General features: G+C 42.2%; 19 protein-coding genes and 1 CRISPR repeat array. Of the genes, 16 read left to right on the forward strand and 3 right to left on the reverse strand.

What is annotated here, in order from left to right; translation table 11 throughout:
• Positions 1-382 precede the first annotated feature (382 nt).
• From HMPREF0240_RS04930 to cas2, 13 genes are all read left to right on the forward strand, one after another.
• Entirely contained in the window at positions 383-1,774 is a 1,392-nt protein-coding gene (locus tag HMPREF0240_RS04930) for a glycine--tRNA ligase (protein ID WP_009002343.1), read from the forward strand.
• A 223-nt stretch (positions 1,775-1,997) separates the two neighbouring features.
• Positions 1,998-3,365 (forward strand): aminopeptidase, encoded by a 1,368-nt coding sequence (locus HMPREF0240_RS04935; protein ID WP_009002344.1) that lies wholly within the window; start codon positions 1,998-2,000, stop codon positions 3,363-3,365.
• A 145-nt stretch (positions 3,366-3,510) separates the two neighbouring features.
• Positions 3,511-4,953: an aminopeptidase gene (locus HMPREF0240_RS04940; RefSeq protein WP_009002345.1), complete on the forward strand. Its 1,443-nt coding sequence runs from the start codon at positions 3,511-3,513 to the stop codon at positions 4,951-4,953.
• Between the two features lie 308 nt (positions 4,954-5,261).
• Positions 5,262-7,892 carry a pyruvate, phosphate dikinase gene (ppdK, locus tag HMPREF0240_RS04945; RefSeq protein WP_009002346.1) on the forward strand — a complete coding sequence of 877 codons (2,631 nt, stop codon included), beginning with the start codon at positions 5,262-5,264 and terminating at the stop codon, positions 7,890-7,892.
• 619 nt (positions 7,893-8,511) lie between these two features.
• A CRISPR array of direct repeats spans positions 8,512-9,537; the repeat unit is 32 nt; unit sequence GTCACTCCCTACGTGGGAGTGTGGATTGAAAT.
• Positions 9,538-9,586: 49 nt separating this feature from the next.
• Positions 9,587-11,728 (forward strand): CRISPR-associated helicase/endonuclease Cas3, encoded by a 2,142-nt coding sequence (locus tag HMPREF0240_RS04950; protein WP_009002347.1) that lies wholly within the window; start codon positions 9,587-9,589, stop codon positions 11,726-11,728.
• 112 nt (positions 11,729-11,840) lie between these two features.
• Positions 11,841-12,308: a DUF3990 domain-containing protein gene (locus tag HMPREF0240_RS04955; protein ID WP_009002348.1), complete on the forward strand. Its 468-nt coding sequence runs from the start codon at positions 11,841-11,843 to the stop codon at positions 12,306-12,308.
• Positions 12,292-12,732: a hypothetical protein gene (locus HMPREF0240_RS04960; RefSeq protein WP_009002349.1), complete on the forward strand. Its 441-nt coding sequence runs from the start codon at positions 12,292-12,294 to the stop codon at positions 12,730-12,732. Before HMPREF0240_RS04955 ends, HMPREF0240_RS04960 begins: the two co-directional genes overlap by 17 nt.
• Positions 12,733-12,754: 22 nt before the next feature.
• On the forward strand, positions 12,755-13,417 hold the full coding sequence (cas5c, locus tag HMPREF0240_RS04965) for a type I-C CRISPR-associated protein Cas5c (RefSeq protein WP_009002350.1): 663 nt from the start codon (positions 12,755-12,757) through the stop codon (positions 13,415-13,417).
• Positions 13,414-15,144 (forward strand): type I-C CRISPR-associated protein Cas8c/Csd1, encoded by a 1,731-nt coding sequence (gene cas8c / locus HMPREF0240_RS04970; protein ID WP_009002351.1) that lies wholly within the window; start codon positions 13,414-13,416, stop codon positions 15,142-15,144. The genes cas5c and cas8c overlap by 4 nt, the downstream gene beginning before the upstream one ends.
• Positions 15,145-16,035 (forward strand): type I-C CRISPR-associated protein Cas7/Csd2, encoded by an 891-nt coding sequence (gene cas7c, locus HMPREF0240_RS04975; protein ID WP_009002352.1) that lies wholly within the window; start codon positions 15,145-15,147, stop codon positions 16,033-16,035.
• Positions 16,035-16,700 (forward strand): CRISPR-associated protein Cas4, encoded by a 666-nt coding sequence (gene cas4 / locus HMPREF0240_RS04980; RefSeq protein WP_009002353.1) that lies wholly within the window; start codon positions 16,035-16,037, stop codon positions 16,698-16,700. The genes cas7c and cas4 overlap by 1 nt, the downstream gene beginning before the upstream one ends.
• On the forward strand, positions 16,697-17,728 hold the full coding sequence (cas1c, locus tag HMPREF0240_RS04985; RefSeq protein WP_009002354.1) for a type I-C CRISPR-associated endonuclease Cas1c: 1,032 nt from the start codon (positions 16,697-16,699) through the stop codon (positions 17,726-17,728). Before cas4 ends, cas1c begins: the two co-directional genes overlap by 4 nt.
• A gap of 8 nt (positions 17,729-17,736) precedes the next feature.
• Positions 17,737-18,027 carry a CRISPR-associated endonuclease Cas2 gene (gene cas2 / locus HMPREF0240_RS04990; protein ID WP_009002355.1) on the forward strand — a complete coding sequence of 97 codons (291 nt, stop codon included), beginning with the start codon at positions 17,737-17,739 and terminating at the stop codon, positions 18,025-18,027.
• A 190-nt stretch (positions 18,028-18,217) separates the two neighbouring features.
• On the opposite strand, the gene HMPREF0240_RS04995 is transcribed toward cas2, so the two are convergent.
• Entirely contained in the window at positions 18,218-18,682 is a 465-nt protein-coding gene (locus tag HMPREF0240_RS04995; RefSeq protein ID WP_009002356.1) for a HEPN domain-containing protein, read from the reverse strand.
• Positions 18,667-19,002 carry a nucleotidyltransferase domain-containing protein gene (locus HMPREF0240_RS23305; RefSeq protein WP_009002357.1) on the reverse strand — a complete coding sequence of 112 codons (336 nt, stop codon included), beginning with the start codon at positions 19,000-19,002 and terminating at the stop codon, positions 18,667-18,669. The genes HMPREF0240_RS04995 and HMPREF0240_RS23305 overlap by 16 nt, the downstream gene beginning before the upstream one ends.
• A gap of 290 nt (positions 19,003-19,292) precedes the next feature.
• Here HMPREF0240_RS23305 and HMPREF0240_RS05005 point away from each other — a divergent pair, with 290 nt between their 5' ends.
• Positions 19,293-20,606 carry a hypothetical protein gene (locus tag HMPREF0240_RS05005; RefSeq protein ID WP_009002358.1) on the forward strand — a complete coding sequence of 438 codons (1,314 nt, stop codon included), beginning with the start codon at positions 19,293-19,295 and terminating at the stop codon, positions 20,604-20,606.
• A gap of 204 nt (positions 20,607-20,810) precedes the next feature.
• Positions 20,811-21,518, forward strand: coding sequence for a GntR family transcriptional regulator (locus HMPREF0240_RS05010; RefSeq protein ID WP_009002359.1), 708 nt, complete (start codon positions 20,811-20,813; stop codon positions 21,516-21,518).
• Positions 21,519-22,099: 581 nt separating this feature from the next.
• Here HMPREF0240_RS05010 and HMPREF0240_RS05015 read toward each other — a convergent pair.
• Complete coding sequence (locus tag HMPREF0240_RS05015) at positions 22,100-23,212, reverse strand: uroporphyrinogen decarboxylase family protein (RefSeq protein WP_009002360.1); 1,113 nt, start codon at positions 23,210-23,212, stop codon at positions 22,100-22,102.
• Positions 23,213-23,337: 125 nt separating this feature from the next.
• On the opposite strand from HMPREF0240_RS05015, the gene HMPREF0240_RS05020 reads away from it, so the two are divergent.
• A complete protein-coding gene (locus HMPREF0240_RS05020; protein ID WP_009002361.1) occupies positions 23,338-24,198 on the forward strand; it encodes an AraC family transcriptional regulator in 861 nt (286 codons plus the stop codon).
• Positions 24,199-24,508: the final 310 nt, after the last annotated feature.

Here is a 24,508-nt window from a genome sequence, read left to right on the forward strand (position 1 = left end):
TGCCGTTGCGAGAATGCTGAGAGTGTGGTTTAGTGCTTCTTGAACCCCCGCTGCCGGACAGACGGGGAAAAACTTGATCACCGAATCAAGTTTTTGCTGAACCCAGCGCGGGAAATCATCAGATTTCCCGTGATGTGTTCAGCGTACCCGTCTGTCCGGCAGCGGGGGTTCTAGAAGCACTTGACCGCACGGGTGCATTTCGCAACGGCATATACAGCCCCAGTACCTCCCCGGTATCCCTGTCATTAAGCGTCCCCGTCCGTCAACGAGACTGAAGCTCGTTGCCTAAATCCCGATTTTTGAGTAAATGGCTTGAAAATGTGTGCTCCACCCGTTATAATAGTTACCAATTGAGATGAAATAGAATGTGAGGAGCAGTATTATGGTAGAAAAAACGATGGATAAAATTGTAGCTCTTGCTAAATCAAGAGGATTTGTTTACCCGGGGTCTGAGATTTACGGCGGACTTGCCAACACCTGGGATTACGGAAATCTCGGCGTAGAGCTGAAGAATAACGTGAAAAGAGCATGGTGGCAGAAGTTCATTCAGGAGTCCCCTTATAACGTGGGCGTGGACTGTGCGATTCTTATGAATCCTCAGACATGGATTGCATCAGGACATTTGGGTGGATTTTCGGATCCTCTGATGGACTGCCGTGAATGTCATGAGCGTTTCAGGGCAGACAAGATAATAGAAGATTTTTGTGCAGAGCATGATATTGCCATTGAGGGTGCAGTTGATGCATGGTCTCAGGAACAGATGACAGCTTTTATTGAAGAGCACCAGATTCCGTGTCCTTCCTGCGGAAAGCATAATTTTACAGATATCCGTCAGTTTAACCTGATGTTTAAAACCTTCCAGGGTGTTACAGAAGATGCGAAGAATACAGTTTACCTCAGACCAGAGACTGCCCAGGGTATTTTTGTAAACTTCAAAAATGTCCAGAGAACATCCAGAAAGAAGATCCCATTTGGTATCGGACAGATCGGAAAATCTTTCAGAAACGAAATTACACCAGGTAACTTTACCTTCCGTACAAGAGAATTCGAGCAGATGGAGCTGGAATTTTTCTGTGAGCCGGGCACCGATCTGGACTGGTTTGCATACTGGAAGCAGTTCTGCCTTGACTGGCTGAGCTCACTGGGACTTAAAGACGATGAAGTCAGATACCGTGACCACGATCAGGAAGAGCTTTCCTTCTACAGCAAGGCAACCACAGACGTGGAATTCCTTTTCCCGTTTGGATGGGGTGAACTGTGGGGAATTGCTGACAGAACCGATTATGACCTGACACAGCATCAGGAAGTATCTAAGCAGGATATGTCCTACTTTGATGATGAGAAGAAAGAAAAATACATCCCGTATGTTATTGAGCCTTCACTGGGAGCAGACCGTATGGTACTGGCATTCCTCTGCAGTGCATATGATGAAGAAGAGCTGGAGGGCGGAGACATGCGTACTGTTATGCATTTCCATCCGGCGCTTGCACCTGTGAAAATCGGTGTCCTGCCATTATCCAAGAAGCTGAACGAGGGCGCGGAAAAAGTATTTGCAGAATTGTCCAAACATTACAACTGCGAATTCGATGACCGTGGAAATATCGGAAAACGTTACCGCCGTCAGGATGAGATCGGAACACCATTCTGTGTAACATACGACTTTGATTCTGAGGAAGACGGCGCTGTAACTGTGCGTGACAGAGACAGCATGGAACAGGAAAGAATCAAAATTGAAGATCTGAAAGCATACTTCGAGGAAAAATTAAGATTTTAATATTTTTAGGGCGTACTCTTTAGAAAAAGAGCTGCGTCCTAATCTGCTATAAGCAGAATAGGATATAGAACGCCGTGGCAATGTGTCCGTGCGGTAAAAGAAAAAAATAAATGGAAAGGAATAATGCAGGCACACATTTTACTATTGTGTCTGTGCCCTTCGGATACCATCGTACCTGTATATTATATCAGGCTGAATGCATCTGTAAGGGGCGGGAAAAAACATGGAAAAAAATTTGTGGGAAGTTTATACGGAAAGCCAATTAACAGAACTGGATTCTCTGACCAGTGATTACAAAAAGTTTCTTGATACTGGTAAAACAGAGCGGGAATGTGTTACGGAAGTCATCAGACAGGCCGAGGCAGCCGGCTACATAGAACTCTCAAAAGCGGGGGAAGTAAAACCCGGAGACAAGGTGTATGCCGCATGGATGGGCAAGTCAATAGCACTTTTTAACATCGGAGAAGAATCTGTTGCAGATGGCATGAATATTCTCGGGGCACACATTGATTCCCCGCGCATGGACCTGAAACAGAATCCATTGTATGAGGAAAGCGGATTTGCATATTTTGATACTCACTATTACGGTGGTATTAAAAAATATCAGTGGGTGACGCTTCCGCTGGCAATCCACGGTGTGGTAGTACGCAAAGACGGTACGACCGTGGACATTTCAATTGGAGAAAAGGAAGACGATCCTGTTTTTGTTGTGACAGATCTGCTGATCCATCTCTCCGGCAAGCAGATGGAAAAGAAAGCGACGACAGTAGTCGAGGGTGAAAATCTGGATATTCTGATCGGAAGCAGGCCGCTTGCCGGTGAGGAGAAGGATGCTGCCGCCGCACAGATCCTGAAACTGCTTAAAGAGACTTATGATATTGAAAAAGAAGACCTGATGTCAGCTGAACTGGAGGTAGTACCTGCCGGAAAAGCAAGAGACTGCGGTCTGGACAGAAGCATGATCATGGCATATGGACAGGATGACCGTGTATGCGCATATACTTCACTTGCAGCCATGCTGGAGGTAAAGGACGTAAAACGTACTTCCTGCTGTATCCTTGTAGATAAAGAGGAAATCGGAAGCGTGGGTGCAACCGGGATGCATTCCCGTTTCTTTGAAAATGCAGTCGCAGATCTGATGGATAAGATGGGTGTATTTTCCGAACTGAAACTTCGCCATGCACTTGCGAATTCAACCATGATTTCCTCAGATGTGGGCGCCGCGTTTGATCCGATGTATGCAGACGTGTATGACAAGAAATCCTCTTCCTTCTTTGGAAATGGACTCGTGATCAAAAAGCACACAGGCTCCAGAGGAAAGAGCGGTTCCAACGATGCAAATGCGGAGTATATTGCTAAGCTGCGCAGGGTATTTGATGAGAATCAGGTTGCCTTCCAGATGACGGAGATGGGCAAGATCGATGTCGGCGGTGGCGGCACCATCGCATACATACTGGCCCAGTTCGGCATGGAAGTGATTGACGGAGGAGTCGCGGTGCTCTGTATGCATGCTCCATGGGAAGTGTCAAGCAAAGCGGATGTTTATGAGGCATACCGCGGTTACTGTGCATTTTTGAGAGATATGAAATAATAAAAGAAAGCAGTATCTATTAGCAATATTAATAAATGAAGAAAGCTTTTGCCATATGGAAAGAATAGATTCTGGCAGAATCATCCATACTATCTTTTAGTGAAAGCAGCGATGCAGAATATAAAAGTAGAAAGAGGAAGTAGTTATGGAGAGAAAAAATGCCTGGAACTATTACGGTGCGGAGGAGAGAAAACGCGTGGAGGATATCTGCCACGCATACTGTCATTTTCTGGACTGCAGCAAAACCGAACGGGAATGTGCCGCATCGGCAATTAAACTGGCAAGAGCACAGGGGTATCGGGATCTGGAACTGATCCGGGAGGCAAAGGAGACGCTAAAGCCGGGAGATAAAGTATATGCCTGCCAGATGGATAAAGCGGTGGTACTTTTTCAGATCGGCTCTGAGCCGTTTGAAAAAGGAATGAATATACTGGGAGCACATATTGATTCCCCGCGTATCGACGTGAAGCAGGTTCCGCTCTACGAGGAACAGGGGCATGTATATCTGGATACTCATTATTACGGAGGCATCAAAAAATATCAATGGCTGGCGCTGCCTCTGGCAATTCATGGCGTTGTCATCAGAAAAGACGGCACGAAAATAGAGATCAAGATCGGAGAAAAAGAGAAGGATCCGGTATTTGTAATCACAGACCTTCTGCCTCATCTTGGGAGAGAACAGAATGAAAAAAAGGTAAAAGAGCTGATTGATGCCGAAAAACTGGATCTTCTGATCGGTAATCTGCCATGCAGTAAAACGGAGCTTAAAAAGAGTGCCACAAAGAAACATCTGGAATTTATCAACAGTGATGATGATAAAAAAGAAACAGAATTGGTAAAACAGACAATTTTAAAGTTGCTTCAGGAGCAGTATCAGATAAAGGAGGAAGATTTCATATCCGCGGAGCTGGAGATCGTGCCGGCCGGCAGAGCCAGGGACTGCGGCCTGGACCGGAGTATGATACTGGCATATGGGCAGGACGACAGAAGTTGTGCCTTTACTTCACTGCTCGCACTCCTGGAACTGAAAATGTCCAGACGCACATCCTGCTGTCTTCTGGTGGATAAAGAGGAGATCGGCAGTACGGGCGCCACAGGCATGCGCTCTCATTTCTTTGAAAATACAGTGGCGGAGATTATGGAGCTGTGCGGCGGATTCTCTGAACTGGCGCTGCGCCGGACGCTGAGCAATTCCCAGATGCTTTCTTCAGACGTCAGTGCGGCCTACGATCCCATGTTTGAAGAGTATTATGAAAGAAAGAATTCCGCATATCTTGGGAACGGTCTGGTTTTCAACAAATATTCCGGCAGTGGTGGAAAATCCGGCGGAAACGATGCAAATCCGGAGTATATGGCACAGCTACGGCAGATCATGGACAAATATAAAGTAGTCATCCAGACCGCAGAGCTGGGAGCCGTAGATAAGGGGGGAGGCGGCACGATCGCCTACCTGATGGCAGACTATGGAATGAATGTGATCGACTGCGGGATTCCGGTGCTGAACATGCATGCGCCCTGGGAAGTATCCAGCAAGGCTGACCTTTATGAGGCACTAAAAGGGTATCTTGCATTTTTAAAAGATGCATAATTTTTGAAAGGCATATTATGTAAAACACGTATAATAATAGGTACAAAAAGAAAACAGGAAAACCGGGAAAACTCCTTTCTACAGTGAGATTTGCCCGGTTTTCAACATATCCTAAAAAGAAAATTGTGAATAATTCCGAAGAAAAAATGAAAAGAAACCGTAAAAGGGCATAATAGACAAAAAAAACCTGTAAATATTGTGCGAATTTACGGACAAAATGCTTGACGAGCATAAATAAAACCATTAATATATTATATGCGACTTAGTGCAATTTTATTTGAAAAAATTATTTAGGAGGTCATTAAAAAATGGCAAAATGGGTTTATATGTTTACGGAAGGTAATGCAACCATGAAAAACCTGCTTGGTGGTAAAGGTGCTAACCTTGCTGAGATGACAAACCTGGGTCTTCCTGTACCGCAGGGATTTACAATTACAACAGAAGCTTGTACCCAGTATTATGACGATGGCAGAAAGATCAATGACGAGATTATGACTCAGATCATGGACGCTATCACAAAGATGGAAGAAGTAACCGGAAAGAAATTCGGTGATAAAGAGAACCCGCTTCTTGTTTCCGTTCGTTCAGGAGCAAGAGCTTCAATGCCAGGTATGATGGATACGATCCTGAACCTTGGTTTAAATGAAGAAGTAGTAGACGTACTGGCTGAAAAATCAGGCAACCCGCGTTGGGCTTGGGATTGCTACAGAAGATTTATTCAGATGTACTCTGACGTAGTTATGGAAGTTGGTAAGAAATACTTTGAAGAACTCATCGACAAGATGAAAGAAGAAAAAGGCGTTACACAGGACGTTGATCTGACAGCAGATGATCTGAAAGTTCTGGCCGGACAGTTCAAAGATGAATACAAGACCATGCTCGGTGAAGAGTTCCCGGCTGATCCGAAGGAACAGCTTATGGGCGCTATCAAAGCTGTATTCCGTTCATGGGACAACCCGAGAGCGAATGTATACCGTCGTGACAATGATATCCCGTATTCATGGGGAACAGCTGTTAACGTACAGATGATGGCATTCGGTAACATGGGAGATACATCAGGTACAGGTGTTGCATTTACACGTGATCCTGCTACAGGCGAGAAGAAGCTCATGGGAGAATTCCTGATGAACGCACAGGGCGAGGACGTTGTTGCCGGTGTTCGTACACCTCAGAAGATTTCTCAGCTGCATGAAGTTATGCCGGAAGTTTATGATCAGTTTGTAGCAATCTGTGATAAACTGGAAGACCACTACAGAGATATGCAGGACATGGAGTTCACGATCGAAGACAGAAAGCTGTACATGCTGCAGACACGTAACGGTAAGAGAACAGCTCAGGCTGCTCTGCAGATTGCATGCGATTTAGTAGATGAAGGAATGATCACAGAAGAAAAAGCAGTTGTTATGATCGATCCTAGAAACTTAGATACACTGCTTCACCCACAGTTTGACGCTGCTGCACTGAAAGCTGCTGTACCGGTTGGCAAAGCACTCGGAGCTTCACCAGGAGCTGCATGCGGTAAAGTTGTATTTACAGCTGACGATGCAAAAGAGTGGGCTGCAAGAGGAGAGAAAGTCGTACTTGTACGTCTTGAGACTTCACCGGAAGATATCGAAGGTATGAAAGCTGCTCAGGGTATCCTGACAGTACGTGGCGGTATGACATCTCACGCTGCCGTTGTTGCACGTGGAATGGGTACATGCTGTGTATCCGGATGCGGCGACATCGTTATGGATGAGGCAAACAAGAAGTTCACACTTGGCGGAAAAGAATACCACGAAGGAGATGCAATCTCTCTGGACGGTTCTACAGGTAACATCTATGACGGATTAATCCCGACAGTAGACGCTACAATCGCTGGTGAGTTCGGAAGAATCATGGGATGGGCTGACAAGTACAGAACAATGAAAGTTCGTACCAATGCAGATACACCTGAAGATGCTAAGAAAGCTCGTGAACTTGGAGCAGAAGGTATCGGACTCTGCCGTACAGAGCACATGTTCTTCGAAGGCGACAGAATCGATGCATTCCGTGAAATGATCTGCTCAGATACAGTAGAAGAAAGAGAAGCAGCCCTTGAGAAGATCCTTCCTGTACAGCAGGGAGACTTTGAAGGCTTATTTGAAGCACTGGAAGGAAACCCGGTTACGATTCGTTTCTTAGACCCACCGCTTCATGAATTCGTTCCTACAGAGGAAGAAGATATCAAGAAACTTGCAGATGCTCAGGGCAAGACTGTAGAGCAGATCAAGACAATCATTGATTCCCTTCATGAATTCAACCCGATGATGGGACACCGTGGATGCCGTCTTGCAGTTACTTACCCAGAGATTGCAAAGATGCAGACAAAGGCAATTATCCGCGCAGCTATCAACGTACAGAAAGCACATGCTGACTGGAGCGTTTGCCCGGAAATCATGATTCCGCTGGTTGGAGATATCAAAGAATTTAAATTTGTTAAGAATATCGTTGTTGAGACTGCAGACGCTGAGATCGCAGCAGCAGGAATCGAGCTCAAGTATGAAGTTGGTACTATGATCGAGATCCCAAGAGCTTGCCTGACAGCTGATGACATTGCAAAAGAAGCTGACTTCTTCTGCTTCGGAACCAATGACTTAACACAGATGACATACGGATTCTCACGTGATGATGCCGGTAAGTTCTTAGATGCTTACTATGATACCAAGATCTTCGAGAACGACCCATTTGCTAAGCTTGACCAGACAGGTGTCGGCAAGTTAATGGAAATGTCCCTGAAGTTAGGAAAGCCGGTTAATTCAAGCCTGCACGTAGGTATCTGCGGCGAGCACGGCGGAGATCCAAGCTCAGTAGAATTCTGTAACACACTTGGTCTGGATTATGTATCCTGCTCACCATTCCGTGTTCCGATTGCAAGACTGGCTGCTGCTCAGGCTGCAATTGCTAAGAAGAATGCATAGGCTAGTATAGCTGATAGATAGGATTAAGAATTTTATCAGTGATTTTGGTATTTTTCTTTGACAATAATTATAAAGGACCCTATATTGACCAGTTAAGGTTGATATAGGGTTTTTTATATACCTTAATGAATTATCGGAAGTTATTGCCGCATTTATGCAGGGCGTTGACAGCATATACAGAACCTGCATCGTCAGGCAGTTGGGGACATAGATATGTGTACTATACAGCACCGTATCATGGTGACTATGTAAAAGTGATAAATAATTGGCTAAGGAATGATATCCGAATTGTAAAAATCGTTTTAGTGTGCTTTGGGTTGGAAAATGAAGGGGAACAAATTGAAAGAAGTGATTCAAACTAAAGACTGAAAAGTAAATAGCAAGATGATATAAGCTGGGTAGAGCAAAATGGAGATTATTTATTTCACAATGTATTGGGTGCGAATGTGAAGTGGACATAAAATTCCGGGGGGATTCGCGCCTGAAAAAAGTGCAAAATGTCAAATAATGGCGAGAAAAAATGTGGATCAGAGTAAAAAGAATTGTAATTTATTAGAAAATAGTTTAAAATTTAGAAGAAAAGTATAATTTTTCTGTGAAAAAATCGTGCAATTTTGCTGTCACTCCCTACGTGGGAGTGTGGATTGAAATCACAGGATAGTGAATATCGCTCAATTTATGATCGTCACTCCCTACGTGGGAGTGTGGATTGAAATATTTAATGATGTAACTAATTCGTTGATTGCAGCAACGTCACTCCCTACGTGGGAGTGTGGATTGAAATTCCGTTTACCCAGTTATAATAAGTTTTTAACGATGTCACTCCCTACGTGGGAGTGTGGATTGAAATCCGCTACTGTTACTTTTGCCTGATTCGTTTCAAGGTCACTCCCTACGTGGGAGTGTGGATTGAAATCGGTGGTAGTCGGAAGCGAGTATAATAAGGGGACGTCACTCCCTACGTGGGAGTGTGGATTGAAATTCGGCTCAGGAATCCGCAGAAGCGTTTGAATACGTCACTCCCTACGTGGGAGTGTGGATTGAAATTTGTTCGTGTGCTTCATTTCTGAGGCCATTTCGACGTCACTCCCTACGTGGGAGTGTGGATTGAAATTATTTTGGCGGCGGCGTATACACATTATACGGCGTCACTCCCTACGTGGGAGTGTGGATTGAAATATCAAAGGAATTTTTGATACCCAATCTACAGTAAGTCACTCCCTACGTGGGAGTGTGGATTGAAATGTTCCACTGCTTGTTTTTATTCTGTTCTCAAAAACTCGTCACTCCCTACGTGGGAGTGTGGATTGAAATATTCAGTGCACCTGCGAGCTGCTCTGCAGGTGTGGTCACTCCCTACGTGGGAGTGTGGATTGAAATTTATCCTTTCGAGAGAATGTGGCTAAACACTCTCGTCACTCCCTACGTGGGAGTGTGGATTGAAATTCCTGTTGATACACATTCCGCATGATCAAATCAAGTCACTCCCTACGTGGGAGTGTGGATTGAAATCAGAGTATGGATAAGGTGGATTATACTCCAGAAGAGTCACTCCCTACGTGGGAGTGTGGATTGAAATCCGGGTGCAGGTGAACACATATCATAATGTCTATGTCACTCCCTACGTGGGAGTATTGGGCGAAATGATGTTTTTGCGTGAGTAGAATAAGGCAGGAGAAGAAAGGGTGGATTGAATGAGATATTTAGCTCATATTGAAGCGGAAGCGGGAGAACAGGAGTTAAAGGATCATTTAATAAATGTAGCTAATGTGTCAGCAGAATTTGCGAAAGTCTTTGGTTGTTATGATTGGGGGTATTGTTGTGGTATGTTGCATGATATTGGAAAATATTCCATAGAATTTCAGCAGAGATTGGCAGGAAGCGATATACGTGTTGATCATTCAACTGCCGGGGCAAAATTGTGTTATGAAAGAGGCGGTATGTATGGATTTCTTAGTTATTGTATAGCAGGGCATCATGCAGGACTGCCAGATACGGGGGAGGATTCAGACACAAGCAGGTCGCCTACATTTAAGGGACGGCTAAAGAAAAGCGTAAAAGATTATCAGGCATATAAAAGTGAGATTTGTGTGCCGCCTTTATCGGAGCCTCCGTTTGATCTAAGCAAGGCTAAGGATATAGACTTTACATTAAGCACCTTTATCAGAATGCTCTATTCTTGTCTGGTAGATGCCGATTTTCTGGATACTGAAAATTTTATGAAAGCAGGGAAAACAGACAGAGATTCCGGAGATTCTATAGAAATTTTGCTTGGAAGACTGCAGAAACATATTTCAGGCTGGCTCTCTAATACTGATAAGGATACTGTAAATGGAAGAAGAACGGAAATTCTTAAAAATTGCCTGGAAATGGGAGATTTAAAAAGAGGGCTTTTTCGTCTTACAGTGCCAACGGGAGGCGGCAAAACAGTAGCATCTCTTGCCTTTGCCCTCCAACATGCCGTCAAGAATAAACTGGATCGAATTATTTATGTAATTCCTTATACCAGTATTATTGAACAGAATGCCAAGGTTTTTAGTGAGATTCTAGGAAAAAATAATGTCCTGGAAAATCATTGTAATGTAGATTATGATAGTGAAGAAGAGTTGAAGCCAATGCAACTGGCAGCAGAAAACTGGGACAAGCCAGTGGTTGTTACAACAAATGTCCAGTTTTTTGAGTCCCTGTTTGCTAATAAATCATCGAAATGCAGGAAACTTCATAATATTGCTAACAGTGTGATTATTTTTGATGAGGCGCAGATGCTGCCCAATGATTATTTAAAGCCTTGTATAGCTATGATGGAAGAACTTTTAAAACGATATCGGTCAAGTATTGTTCTGTGTACTGCAACACAGCCCGCATTATCACAATTTTTTCAGAAAGACATAGCATCAACAGAGCTGTGCCCCAGACTTGAGGAACAGTTCCGTTTTTTTAGACGTGTATCTTTTCACAACCTGAAAACTATATCGGAAGAGGAATTAGTTGTCGGATTGGGAAAGGAAAATCAGGCACTTTGTATAGTGAACACAAAAAAGAGAGCACAAAACATCTATAAAAAATTGGATGGCGTAGGTATATATCATCTTTCCACGTGTATGTACCCCTGTCATAGAAAACGGGTGTTAAAAGAGATAAGGGGGCGTTTGCAGGAAGGCGAAAGATGTATCGTAATATCAACCAGTCTCGTAGAGGCGGGTGTGGATCTGGATTTTCAATCAGTTTATAGACAGCTGGCTGGAGTGGATTCCATAATTCAGGCAGCAGGACGATGCAACAGAGAGGGCAGAAGAGATGTCGAGGAAAGCAGGACTTATATTTTCCGATTTGATGAAAGAGAGTATGTTCCGGGGCAGAAACAGCAGATAGCTGTGACTAAAGATTTGCTGGATGATGAAGCTGATATATCTTCGCTGGAGTCTGTGTCTAAATACTTTAAGATGCTGTATCATTTTCGTGGAGAAAGTCTGGATAAGAAAGATATTTTGAGCGAATTTAGGAAAGGAAGATATCCTTTTGCTAAAGTAAGCAAAGAATTTAAAATTATTGAGGAGAATACAAAAACAATTTTTATCAATAGAGAGCAAGAAGCAGATGAGATTCTGATAAAACTGAAATATGAAGGTTTTACTAAAAAACTGATGAGACAAGCAGGGCAGTATTGTATAAATGTATATGAAAATGAATTTCAGAAATTATATGCAGCAGGTATGCTTGGGGGTATTTCGGAAGATATGAATGAAGACTTTTTCTTGCTGCGTACTGAAGATCAGTATACGGAAGAAATGGGACTGGTACTGGATGTAGAGTTTGGGTGTGCAGTAATGCTGTAACACACTTTAGAAAAAAAGGGGAGCTAGTTTTTCATAATAAGTTTAATATAATTAGTTCTGATTTCGGAGGTGTCATGAGATTAATAATCATTAATTAAGAAGGTGGAGTTGTATGATTTTATACCATGGAAGTAAAGAAATTGTAGAATATCCAGAAATAAGAAAAGCCCGATATAACAAGGAGTTCTATTTTGGCTTCTACTGTACAAAATATGAACAACAGTCTGAGCGCTGGGCAACACGTTTTGGGAAAAATGGATATATTAATAAGTACGAATACAATTATAATGATAAACTGAAGATTTTAAGCTTTAGTATGATGACCGAAGAGTGGTTAGATTTTATTATCGCGTGCAGACACGGAGAGTCTCACAGTTATGATATTGTAGAAGGTCCTATGGCTGATGATGCAATATTTAATTATGTGCAGAACGTTATCGATGGAAAGATAACAAGGGCAGCATTTTGGGAGCTTGTAAAGTTCAATTATCCGACCCACCAAATCAGTTTTCATACTATTTCTGCGCTTGATACTTTAAATTTTATTGGAAGTGAGGCAGCGTATGGGAACAATAAATAATAATAAATTATTTTTTACATGCAGTTTAATTGAATTTATTGGAAGAAAAATGAAAAGAACGAGAAAAGAAATAACTGAGGCACTCGGAAAGGAAGCTGTTGACAGGATCTACGAGTATGCAGATGTTTTTCATTGTGAGCCGATAGAAAAGGTGGCAATGGAATTTATAGAAGAATATGAAATAACACAGGGTGACTTTGACAATGAAAAGAAGTGCAGATATAAAGTTCCTGATTATTGGACTATGGGGGAGGTGTATGAGCGTCTGGTAGAAGATTCGTATTCGGATGAATCTATAACAGATGGGATTTGGGCGGTTTATCATTCATGGATTGATGAACATCTGTCTGATTATAATACGGATTTTTATTACCAGCCAAGGGATTATATTGCTGCATGCTATCGCTCGGGTGAAGTTTTATAAGAGACAGGAAGGAGGAAAAAGTATGGGGATAGGCGTGAGAGTAAAGGTCTGGGGAGAGTATGCACTGTTCAGCAGACCAGAGATGAAGGTGGAAAGATGCTCCTACGATGTCATAACACCCTCGGCGGCCAGGGGGATTTTAGAGGCCGTATACTGGCATCCCGGAATGCGTTGGGTGATTGACAAGATTTATGTGGTAAACCCCATACAGTTTACCAGCATACGGAGGAATGAGGTGAAAAGCAAATTATCTGCAAGTAATGCACTGGCAGCATATAACGGTGGGAAAAAACCGCTTTTTATCAGCAGCAGGGAAGAGATTGTACAGAGAGCATCGCTGCTTTTGCGAGATGTAGAATATGTGATTGAGGCGCATTTCGATATGACAAATGCAGCAAATGCAAGTGATAATCCTGGTAAATTTAAAGATAATATCATGAGACGGTTGAAAAAGGGAGAATGCTTTCACAATCCCTATTTGGGATGCAGAGAATTTCCCGCTAAATTTAGTCTCTGTGAAGAAGACGAAGTTTCAACGGCCTATGATCAAGTGGATGAAAAAGATCTGGGATTTATGCTGTTTGATATGGAGTATTTGGAGGGCGGAGAGATACAACCCATGTTTTTCCGGGCAGTTATGAAGAAAGGTATGTTAGATTTAAGAGACTGTGAGGTGATTCGATGATTTTACAGGCTTTGGTGAAGCATTATGAGACCCTTGCGGATGAAGACAAAGTTACAAGGCAGGGCTGGTGTCATGCAAAGGTATCATTTGGAATTAACCTTTCAAAAGATGGCGATATAAAAGGGATTATCCCGTTAAAACGTGAAGACGAACGAGGCAAGAAAACAGTGTGGCTTCCTTCTCAGATTAAGGTTCCGGAGATGGTAGCAAGGTCGTCAGGTGTATCAGCTAATTTTTTGTGTGACAATTCAAAATATTTGTTGGGAATTGATGCCGAGGGAACGAGTCAAAGGGTATTGAATTGCTTTCAGGCAGCTAAAGAAAAACACTTGTCATTGTTGGCCAATGTACATAATGAAATGGCTGAGGCAGTCAAAAGATATTTCGAAAAATGGAAACCTGAAAATGCAGCGGACAATCAAGAATTGCAGGAAGTTTGGGATGAAATAACGGAAGGCGGCAACTTAATATTTTGCATGAGTGGAGACTATGCGCAAGATGATTGTGAAATAAAGAAGGTATGGGAGCAGGCACTGGAAGCCGGTTCAGAACAGGTTACCGGGACATGCCTGGTTACAGGAGAGAAAGCCGAAATATCAAGAATACATAATACGATTAAAGGTGTGCCAGGAGCGCAGTCCAGTGGGGCGGCACTGGTCTCTTTTAATGCCCCGGCATTTGAATCATATGGAAAGGAGCAGAGCTACAATGCTCCGGTAGGAAAATATGCTGCATTTGCATATACAACAGCATTGAATTACCTGCTGGCTCAGAGGAATTATACCTTTCAGTTTGGTGATACAATGGTTGTATTTTGGGCAGAAGATGGGGAAGAAGTTTATCAGGATTTATTTTGCTGGTCGGTGGATCCTAAACCGGATAATCAGGAGACCATACGTGGGATATTTGATGCAGTAAAAAAACAGGAAGCAATTGATATTGGCGGAATTAAATTAAATACAGAGCAGGATTTCTATATTTTAGGCTTAGCTCCAAATGCTGCCCGGCTGGCTGTTAGATTTTTCTATCAAAATTCTTTTGGAAATATTTTAAAGAATATTGCCAGGCACTATGAAAGGATGAAAATTGTAAGGCCTTCGTGGGAAGAACGTGAATATTTAGGAATAGGCCAGATGCTTCAGGAGACGGTGAATCAAAAATCAAAAGATAAAAAACCTGTTCCGAATATGGCGGCGCTGGTGCTGCAGGCTGTTTTATCAGGAGGAAGATATCCGGCCAATTTATATAGTAATACCATGATTCGGATAAGAGCAGAGCAGGGCAAGGTGACATGGGGAAGGGCAGCAATTGTAAAGGCTTATTTAATAAGAAATTGTGCATGGGGCAAAGGAGATGAGTTTATGGGATTAAACGAAGAAAGTAATGATGCCGCATATGTATTGGGGCGAATTTTTTCTGTATTAGAAGCAGTTCAGGAAGAGGCTAATCCGGGAATTAATGCAACCATTCGGGATAGATACTTCAATGCAGCGTGTACTACGCCTGAATCAGTTTTTCCTATATTAATGAAGTTGAAAAACAGCCATATTAAAAAAATAGATAGAACGAAAGAAGCAGCAAAAGTGTACTATGAAAAACTTCTGACAACTCTTATGGGAAAGTTGGATCAGTATCCAAAACGCCTGACATTGGAAGAACAGGGCAGATTTATGTTAGGTTACTATCATCAGGTACAGAAAAGATATGAGAAAAGGGAGGACAAGTAAATGAGCGAAGTGATTAAAAACAGGTATGAATTCGTAGTATTATTTGATGTTGAGAATGGTAATCCGAACGGAGATCCCGATGCAGGGAATATGCCCAGAATAGATCCGGAAAGCGGATATGGCCTTGTAACAGATGTCTGCCTGAAAAGGAAAATCAGGAATTATGTAGAGATAGTAAAAGAAGATGCAGAAGGCCATCGGATTTATATCAAAGAAGATGTACCATTAAACAGAAGCGATAATGAAGCTTATACTCATTTGGGCGTGAATGATAAAACAATAAAAGAGCTGAAAAAGAAAGATCCTGAAGCAGATGTGAAAATCCGGGATTTTATGTGTGAAAAATTTTATGATATCAGAACTTTTGGAGCTGTTATGACTACATTTGTGAAAGCTGCACTGAACTGTGGTCAGGTCAGAGGTCCGGTACAGCTTGGATTTGCAAGAAGTATTGACCCTATTATCAGCCAGGAAGTAACAATTACAAGAGTTGCTATTACAACCGAAAAAGATGCTGAAAATAAGAGCACAGAAATGGGAAGAAAAAATATAGTGCCGTATGCTTTGTATCGTGTGGAAGGGTATATTTCTGCGAACCTTGCCAGAAAGGTGACTGGATTTTCCGAAGAAGATCTCGAACTTTTGTGGGAGGCAATTATTAATATGTTTGAGCATGACCACTCTGCCGCGAGAGGTAAGATGGCAGTTCGGGAGCTGATTGTATTTAAACACAGCAAAGAATTGGGGGATTGTCCTGCGTACAAATTATTTGATGCAGTGGAAGTGAATAAAAAGGCGGATGTTCAGTATCCGAGAAAGTATAAGGATTATACGGTAGAGATACATAAGGAGCTGATACCGGATTCTATAGAAGTGACAAGGAAGATATAATGGAATACACAGAAGAAGATTGTTTGATGATATCGGGAATACAGCATTTTAAGTTTTGCCGGCGGCAGTGGGCTTTGATTCATATTGAGCAGCAATGGGATGAAAATGTCCATACAGTTGTAGGCGAATTGATGCACAAAAAAGTCCATGACCCGTATATAACTGAGAAAAGGAAAGATGTCCTGATTACAAGGGCACTCCCTGTATCATCCAGAATCATGGGAGTAAGCGGAGAGTGTGATGTGGTGGAGTTCCATAAAAGTGAAGATGGGATTAAGCTATATGGACATCGTGGACTATACGAAGTCTATCCGATTGAATATAAGAAAGGCAAACCGAAAGTAACGGAGGAAGACCGGCTTCAACTTGCCGCACAGGCGCTCTGTCTGGAGGAAATGTTTTCCATATCAGTGCCGGAGGGGGCGATATTCTATGGTGAGACGAGAAGACGTGATATTATCCAAATAACAGAAGAACTTCGAAAAGAAGTAAAAGATATGTTTCTGGAGATGCATCAGTATTATGACAGGCAGTATACTCCTAAAGTGAAGTATAGCAAAGCATGTAATGCATGTTCTCTTAAAGATATCTGTCTTCCTAAATTGGGAAAAGCTGTTTCAGTGAAAGACTACATGGATCAGATACTGGAGGAGGGAGCCGAATGAAAAAACTACTAAATACACTTTACGTTACATCTGAAAACAGCTATTTGTCTTTGGATGGTGAAAACATTGTAGTGCTGGATTCAGAAAAAGAAGTTGGCAGGCTCCCTCTGCATAATCTGGAAGGAATTGTTTCCTTTGGATACCGCGGTACAAGTCCTGCTCTGATGGGGGCATGCGCAGACAGGAATATTTCTCTGTGTTATTTAACCCCACAGGGAAAATTCCTGGCCAGAGTTACAGGAAAAGTAAAAGGAAATGTAATTTTAAGAGAGCAGCAATATGCAAGCAGCCAAAACGAGGAGAAAAGCCTCGATATTGCAAAAAATTGTATTATCGGAAAAGTGTATAATGCCCGCTGGGTACTTGAACGGGCAACAAGAGACCATGGCATGCAAATCAATGTTGAAAAAGTTAAGAGTGCATCTGATAATTTGAAAAATTCAATAGAGCTTATTCAGATGTGCAAATCAAAAGAACAGCTGAGAGGTTTTGAAGGAGAAGCAGCGAGCGTCTACTTCGGTGTATTTGATGAATTGATATTACAACAGAAAAAGGATTTCGTTTTTCAGGGAAGGAATAAGAGGCCGCCTCTGGATAATGTAAATGCTTTGCTTTCTTTTGTATATACACTATTAACAAATACTATTACTTCAGCATTGGAAACAGTAGGGTTAGATCCGTGTGTCGGATACCTGCACACAGAACGCCCGGGACGGGCATCATTATCATTGGATTTAATAGAAGAGCTGCGCGCTGTGTTAGCGGATCGTTTTGTATTGTCTTTGATCAATAAAAAGATTATCAGCGGAAAGAATTTTGACAAAAAAGAAAATGGTGCGGTTCTTATGGATGATGAACTTCGGAGAACCGTATTAACAGAATGGCAAAATAAAAAGAAAGAAACTTTAACCCACCCATATTTGAAAGAAAAGGTTGAATGGGGAATGGTTCCTTATGTACAGGCGATGCTGCTTGCACGGTATCTCAGAGGCGATTTGGACGGATATCCAGTGTTCTTGTGGAAATGAGGTGGAGTATGTTAGTATTGATTACCTATGATGTGAATACTGAAACAGCTGCCGGAAAAACCAGATTACGAAAAGTGGCGAAACAATGCGTTAATTATGGGAGACGGGTGCAGAATTCGGTATTTGAGTGTATATTAGACAATGCACAGTGTGTCAGACTGAAGGCACTATTATCTGAAATTATTGATGAGAAGGTGGATAGTCTTAGATTTTACTATTTAGGTAATAATTATAAGACTAAAGTTGAACATTTGGGCATTGAACGTGGAACTGCTGTAGATCAGACGCTGATAATGTAGTATATCCCAGATTAATAATTAAAAAAAGAAAGGTATAAAGCAGAAAGAGAATATCTGATAGAGTTAAAAGGACATAACGGATTTTTTAGGCCCCGCCTCGGTCAAGTCAGTACCAAAGATAAACCTAAGCAGAAATAATACCCCAGCAAAAAGCTCATCGCATTTTAGTTGGGGTATTGCAAGAAGGACTTTACAGGTCAAAGGAATCCAGGCTTTGAATCTGCGCCTTTTTATTTTCTCTCTCAATCTGATTCTGTTCCAGAAGATTTCTTACCTTTTGCTGCAAATCCTCGGTTATCCGTATACATTCAAGAGCATCTTCTTTATTCACCTCTACAAAATTGTCGCCGGGATATCTTGCATCAAAATAAAAGTCGCCGAGCCACTTCATGTCTTTTGTTGAAAGTTCTAATTCAGGGTATGCTTCTTTTAGCTTGTTGGTTATAGCGCGGAGATTGTGGGAATGCATAAGCCCAAGCGCGTCCTTGGCAAAAGTTATTTCCAGAACTGCCTTCAAATACTTTTCAGCAGACTGTGCGCATAAAGCAGCGACTCCATTGTAGTTACCAAGCTGTTCCCCTACCTGCATGCCAGCTTTTGCATAACAATAATCGTTATATGCCATTCCGTAGTAAGAATTTATTTTCTTTTCCATAATACAATGCCCTCCTTTTTTACCTGAGATACTAAGAGACAGTCTGAGTTCCGAAATGTATCTGCATCATAAAATACTAAATCTATATTTTCTTCCTCAAATTTACTGCATAAATCTCCCCGAAGTAATCGGTCAGGAATGTAGGAAGTAATTGCCATTAAATCAATATCGCTTTTTATAGACTGTTCCATTCGGGCATAGCTGCCAAATAATATAATATATTCTAAATCAGGAATTTGATTAACGAGATACAGAATCTTATCGCTTAGGAACTCCTTTGTAGTGTTATCAAGTACAGACAACGTTTCATCAATTTTCATAGTGTCCTCCTGAGCAGTGTACTTATGTAAATTTAATGATACCTTTTTATCATAGCACAAATTATATGTCTAAAACAATCGGTATTTAGTTCATTTCGTGTATAATAACAAATTTGTAAATTTTCAAAGTAAATGCAACCCCTATGTCCATTACCGGTTGCATTTACTTTGAAAATTTACATATTCCTGTTTTTTGCTGCTTTTTGTAAAAAATCAGTAGCCATTTTTTTGCAATTTTGGTATAATTATAATTCAACGGGAGAAATAGTTACAAAGGGGAGTTAAACTGAATGAAAGACAAATTAATTAAGGGGTTTCTTGCACTTGCCGCCCTCCTTACCTTTTCTGGTATGGAATGTAAGGCTGAGATCGCAGGAGACGATGCGTTTTCCAACCTTACCTGGGAGCAGGTATATGAGGAAAATCTGATTGGATCTGTGGGAGTGGTCCAGTCTATTTGTGCTACAGATGATTATATAATCTGTATTGAGAATACGGGAGAGAACCAGGACCCGGATGTTGTATCTGCATATTATAAGAATGATGTGGACCCGGATGGTAATCCGGTGGAACAGTATTCTCTGGCAAAACGGGTGAATGATATGAACTGGGAACATGGCAATGGAATGGCCTACAACCCGGAGAAGAATGAGATCTATGTTGCTCTGTATACCGATATTGATCCCGAGAACAGGGGATGTCTTTTTGTGATGGACCCGGATACACTTGGATACAAGGGCAAGATCAAAATCAGTGACGATTATAATATCCTGGGAATTGATTATAAAGAGGATACGGATCAGTACGTCATCCAAACCAATATAGAAGGCGGTTACAGCTTTAAGATTTTAAATTCAGATTTTCAGATTGTTGAGGATCTTGGGCAATATGCGGATACCGCGAAAGGTAATAATTTTCAGGATTTAGCGGTATCTGGAGACTATATTATTAATTTCCCGCTAACACTTAATCTTGGAATCGGAGATTTCATGCATGTGTACTCTATTTCTAAGAAAACAATGATTGCCGATCCACAGCTGAATTTTAATTTTAAAGATATTAGTGAGGACGAGCCCGAATCCATATGTGAGATTGAACCAGGCGTATTTCTCGTTGCAGTAAATGTGACAAATACAGCCGGTGAAAGAAAGATACGTTTTTATAAAACGGAAATACCATACTATTTTCAGGTGACGGTCAGGGGGGAAAACGGGACAGTCTGCGAGAGCGGAAAGGTACTGAGAGGAGAAAGTTTCCCTGTCACATACCAGCCCGAAGATGGATATGAATTGTCCTCACTCATGGTAAATGGGGCGGAAGAGGATATTGAAAAATATCAGGAGGGATACACTCTGAATAACATCCGTCAGGACTGTGAGATTCAGGTTTCATTTTCAAAGATTCAGCCGGTGGCTGTAGTTTCCAAAGGGCATTCCGGAAGAATCGGCAGAAGTATATCGGTGCCGGCATTAGCAGGATCTGCAGCAGCGGCTTGTATGATTATGGGATTTGGCTTTTTCCTTTTCCATATCCGTATGGAGCGGAAAAGAAAGTTATCCTATGCCAGAGAACTCCGCAGGCAGATTATTCTTGATATGGCGTAGAGTATGTTAGATGATTCAATGCCCCCGTAAGGCCACAGCATTCAGTGGTCTTACGGGGGCATAAATTTTAATATACACTTTGTGGGAAGTTCAGGGCAGCCATTTTAATAGGATTTATATGAACGGATAAATGAATATTGCTTGACTCGGCTTCAAGGCTGTCTTATAATCAAATAAAAAGCGGTCAGACCGGTAAGGAGCAATATGGATTATAACAGAGAAATAGAAAATAAAAGATTATTATATTCTAAATTGTCAGACAAAATATATCAATATATAAAAGAGGAAAACCTGCGTCCCGGAGATAAACTTCCCGGGGAGAGGAAGCTGGCAGCGGATTGGAAAGTAAGCCGTCCAAGTCTGCGTGAAGCGATCAGAGAACTGGAGAACCAGGGCGTTGTCCATGCAGAAGTCGGAAAAGGGACATTTGTGACAGATTATGTGGAAGGAAGGCAGCTCAGCATCCACCTGGCATTAAAAAATTTTCTTGAATTATTTGAAGTGAAGACAGTGTTGGAGCGTTACAGCCTGGAAAAGGCGATACCAAACATATCAGAAGAACGTCTGATAGAGCTGGAGGATATGGCCATACAGATGAATGCCATAGCATCAACCGGAATCATGCCCAAAGAGATGGACCATCATTTCCACCGTTACATCCTTGAGTGCTACGGCAATCAGGAGATGACCAGCCTGGTCTGTAATATGATCGAGATGTATGAAACCTTTGACGACGAACTGTACGGATACTTTGAAGAAAAAGACTTTGATTATTTTCCTATTTTACTGAATACATTTCCTTATCATCTGGAAATGGTACAGATGATGAAAGAAAGAAACGTAGAAGAAGCGCTGAAACGATATGACAAAATAGTGGCGCTGGATCTGGAGATTTATAAGCGGATTGAGTAGGGGAGAGACGCTGTGCGGAAGGTGATTCATGCTCCCTGGGGAACTGTGTATGCCGTTTCAAAACCCGCACTGTGCGCCGAGAATCAGTAACAGAAAAAATGTGAAAAATAGAGGGACATGCCGCAGTTGGCCCGAATGCTGATGCATTCGCACCGCCGGCGGCAACAATATTTGATGCGGACATCAAATATTGCCCTCTATTTTTCACATTTTTTCTGTTACTGATTCTATGGCACATTGTGAGGGTTTTGAAACGGCATACACAGTTCCCCAGGGAGCATGAATCACCTTCCGCACAGCTGGGTGCCTCCTGGCGGGAGGGTGCAGCGGTTGTGTATTGGGTACGAAGGGACGTGCTGGCTGGGTAAGTATCTGGGGAGTGTTATGGAAGGATTAAGCATTGTGGTTTAAGATATGTTTAGGAGACCATTGAATTAAAGAGAAGGCTTCTAATTGAAAGGCCATTGATAAATTCATGTTGCGTAGATATAACGCATAGCCATTCTGATCCGCTATCCCCGCAGAAGATCCCCATCCAGCACACCGCCCTCCTTTGTCCCGCTCCATGCAGGCGTCCCCTCCTATACCAACACCTTCACCCTCTCACAGTAGTACTGCACATTCTCCCACCGTGCGTCTTCGGGGATTCTATGGTCCGGACAGGGTATATACCCTAATTCTTCAGCCATTGGTTTGAGTCTGTTGAGTTCTTCATCGATGGCTGTGTAATTCAGTGCGAGGAGATGTTTCCTCATCCCTCCGATTCCTTTTATCTGTTTACCGTATTTGATGCGCCAGGGAGCTATGCTGGCATCCCAGGTGCCTACTTCGATGGGGAACATGGTATTGACTCCGTTTTCCAGCCAGGCCGGAAGAAGTGAGTCTACCAGGCCGTCACAGTCTACGCTGACTATGTCAATATTGTATTCAGAGAGGAGATCGGTTATTTTTTTGTAAAATGGTGCGGTATATTCTTCGAACATTGCCGGAGAGAGCAGGGGGCCGTTTTTGTAGCAGACATCTTCCCAGAAATGGGCATAATCAAACTGTACGCCGGTTTCCAGTGTGCGCTTTACGGACTGATAGCAGAGATCTCCCACGGTTTGGAACATTTCTTCAAGCAGCTCTTCATCGTCGGCCGTCAGGTAACTTAAGCCGACGATTCCAAGATAATCCCGGATTCTGCCGCATAGGCTGCCGCAGTGGAGGCCGATGGGATTTCCTTTGGCCTGTTCTGCTTTTGCAAAGTCTAATTCGGCCTGGGAAAAACGATCCTCAGTATAGGTGAGCCTGGGGAGGTAATATTTTTCCCAGGAGTCCCTGTCGGTCAACAGATGGTCAACCTCAGCGGGGATGGATTTTGCTCCGGTTCGCCGGAGGACATAGACACCATCGCAGTTCAGATATTTGTCAAAGCCATTGTCCAGGTGCTCGACTACTTTTTCCTCAAAAAAAGGAAATAATTCTGTGGTGGTAATGCGGTTAGCATGCCAGCCGAAATCAAACCCAAGCTTTTCGGAAAGGATAGACTCCGCCTCAAAAGAATACTCTTCCAGATCCAGGATATCTTTGCTGACATGTCCCTCCTGTACCCATTTCTCGATAACCTCCGGGGTAAATCCAAAATGTACGGCAGGCATACGGTCCGGTTTTTCATAATTCATGATTGCATGCAGACGTTTACGGTTGTTCATAATGGCCTCCTATAAAAATATTTGATTTATGCTCTTTTATTTTATATAATTATATCATCTATATTAAAGGGAATGTTTTTGAATGTTGCGTAAAAATATAGGAATATTGCCGTAAAGGAGACAGGATGAAATTACAATATTACTATGCACTGTCCCGGGATTCCTATGATGTAAGACACACATCGGGTATTCTGGCAAAAAAACTGAATTTCCATGTGGATTCGCTGGGGCATTATCGCGCGTATCCGGGATATTACACAGACAGAGAAGGCCTTGACACCTACCTGCTTCTCTATACATTATCCGGGCAGGGCTATCTGGAATATCAGGGACAGGAGTATTTTCTGACAAAAGATACCGTATCGCTGATCAGCTGCAGTGCGCATCAATTTTATTGTACGGAGTCGGAGGAATGGGAATTTAAATACGTCCATTTTTATGGCAGTTCTGCCGACAACTATTATGCAATGCTCCGGGGGCAGGGAGCAGTATTTATGGATATTTCAGATCCCATTCGTCTGAATGAACTTCTGAAAGACCTGCGCGGCTGGGCTGCCCAAAGCGGGGGAACCGCAGATATCCGGATTGCGAGTACCATGGAAAATATATTTGCAGAACTTCTGGTAGAACAGCTGAATCCGGGGCAGGATAAGGCTTATATCCTTCATCGCGAAGCAATGCTGGAAATAACCGAATATATACAGGAACACTTTCGGGACGAGATCACCATAGAACTGCTGGCAGAAAAGGTATCCATGAGCAAATATCATTTCATTAGAGTTTTCAAAAAATCAGCGGGAGTGTCACCATATGAGTACCTGAAGTGCTGCCGTATCAATGAATCCAAACGTCTTCTGAAAGAAACGGACTACTCGGTAAGCCGGATCGCGGATATGACGGGGTATAAAAATGTAAATATCTATATACAGAACTTCAAACAATGCGTGGGGACGACTCCACTGAAGTATAGGAAGAAGGCTTTTTGAGGGGAGGGCGCCTGTGGGGCAATGTCATTAACTTAAGAGAAAAGATGGCTATTTGTACCGTAAATACTATCTTTTCTTTTTCTCACCCCTTTTATTGTTGTCATTTTGCACAATCTAATAAAATATTATATGTATACATATTGTACAAAAATACATCTATGCATTTGTGAAATATACCGATTGACAAAACGGAAATTTCGCCAAAATCGAATAAGTGATTTTATTATTTTGCTTAGGAGATGATACGATGTATTTTAAAAAACTTATTTTGCTTTTTCTTTTCTGATTTAAGCGACCTCATCCATTCTAA

Origin of the sequence: Clostridium sp. D5 (assembly GCF_000190355.1) — a bacterium.
In the GTDB taxonomy this organism is placed as follows: Bacteria; Bacillota; Clostridia; order Lachnospirales; family Lachnospiraceae; genus Faecalicatena; species Faecalicatena fissicatena_A.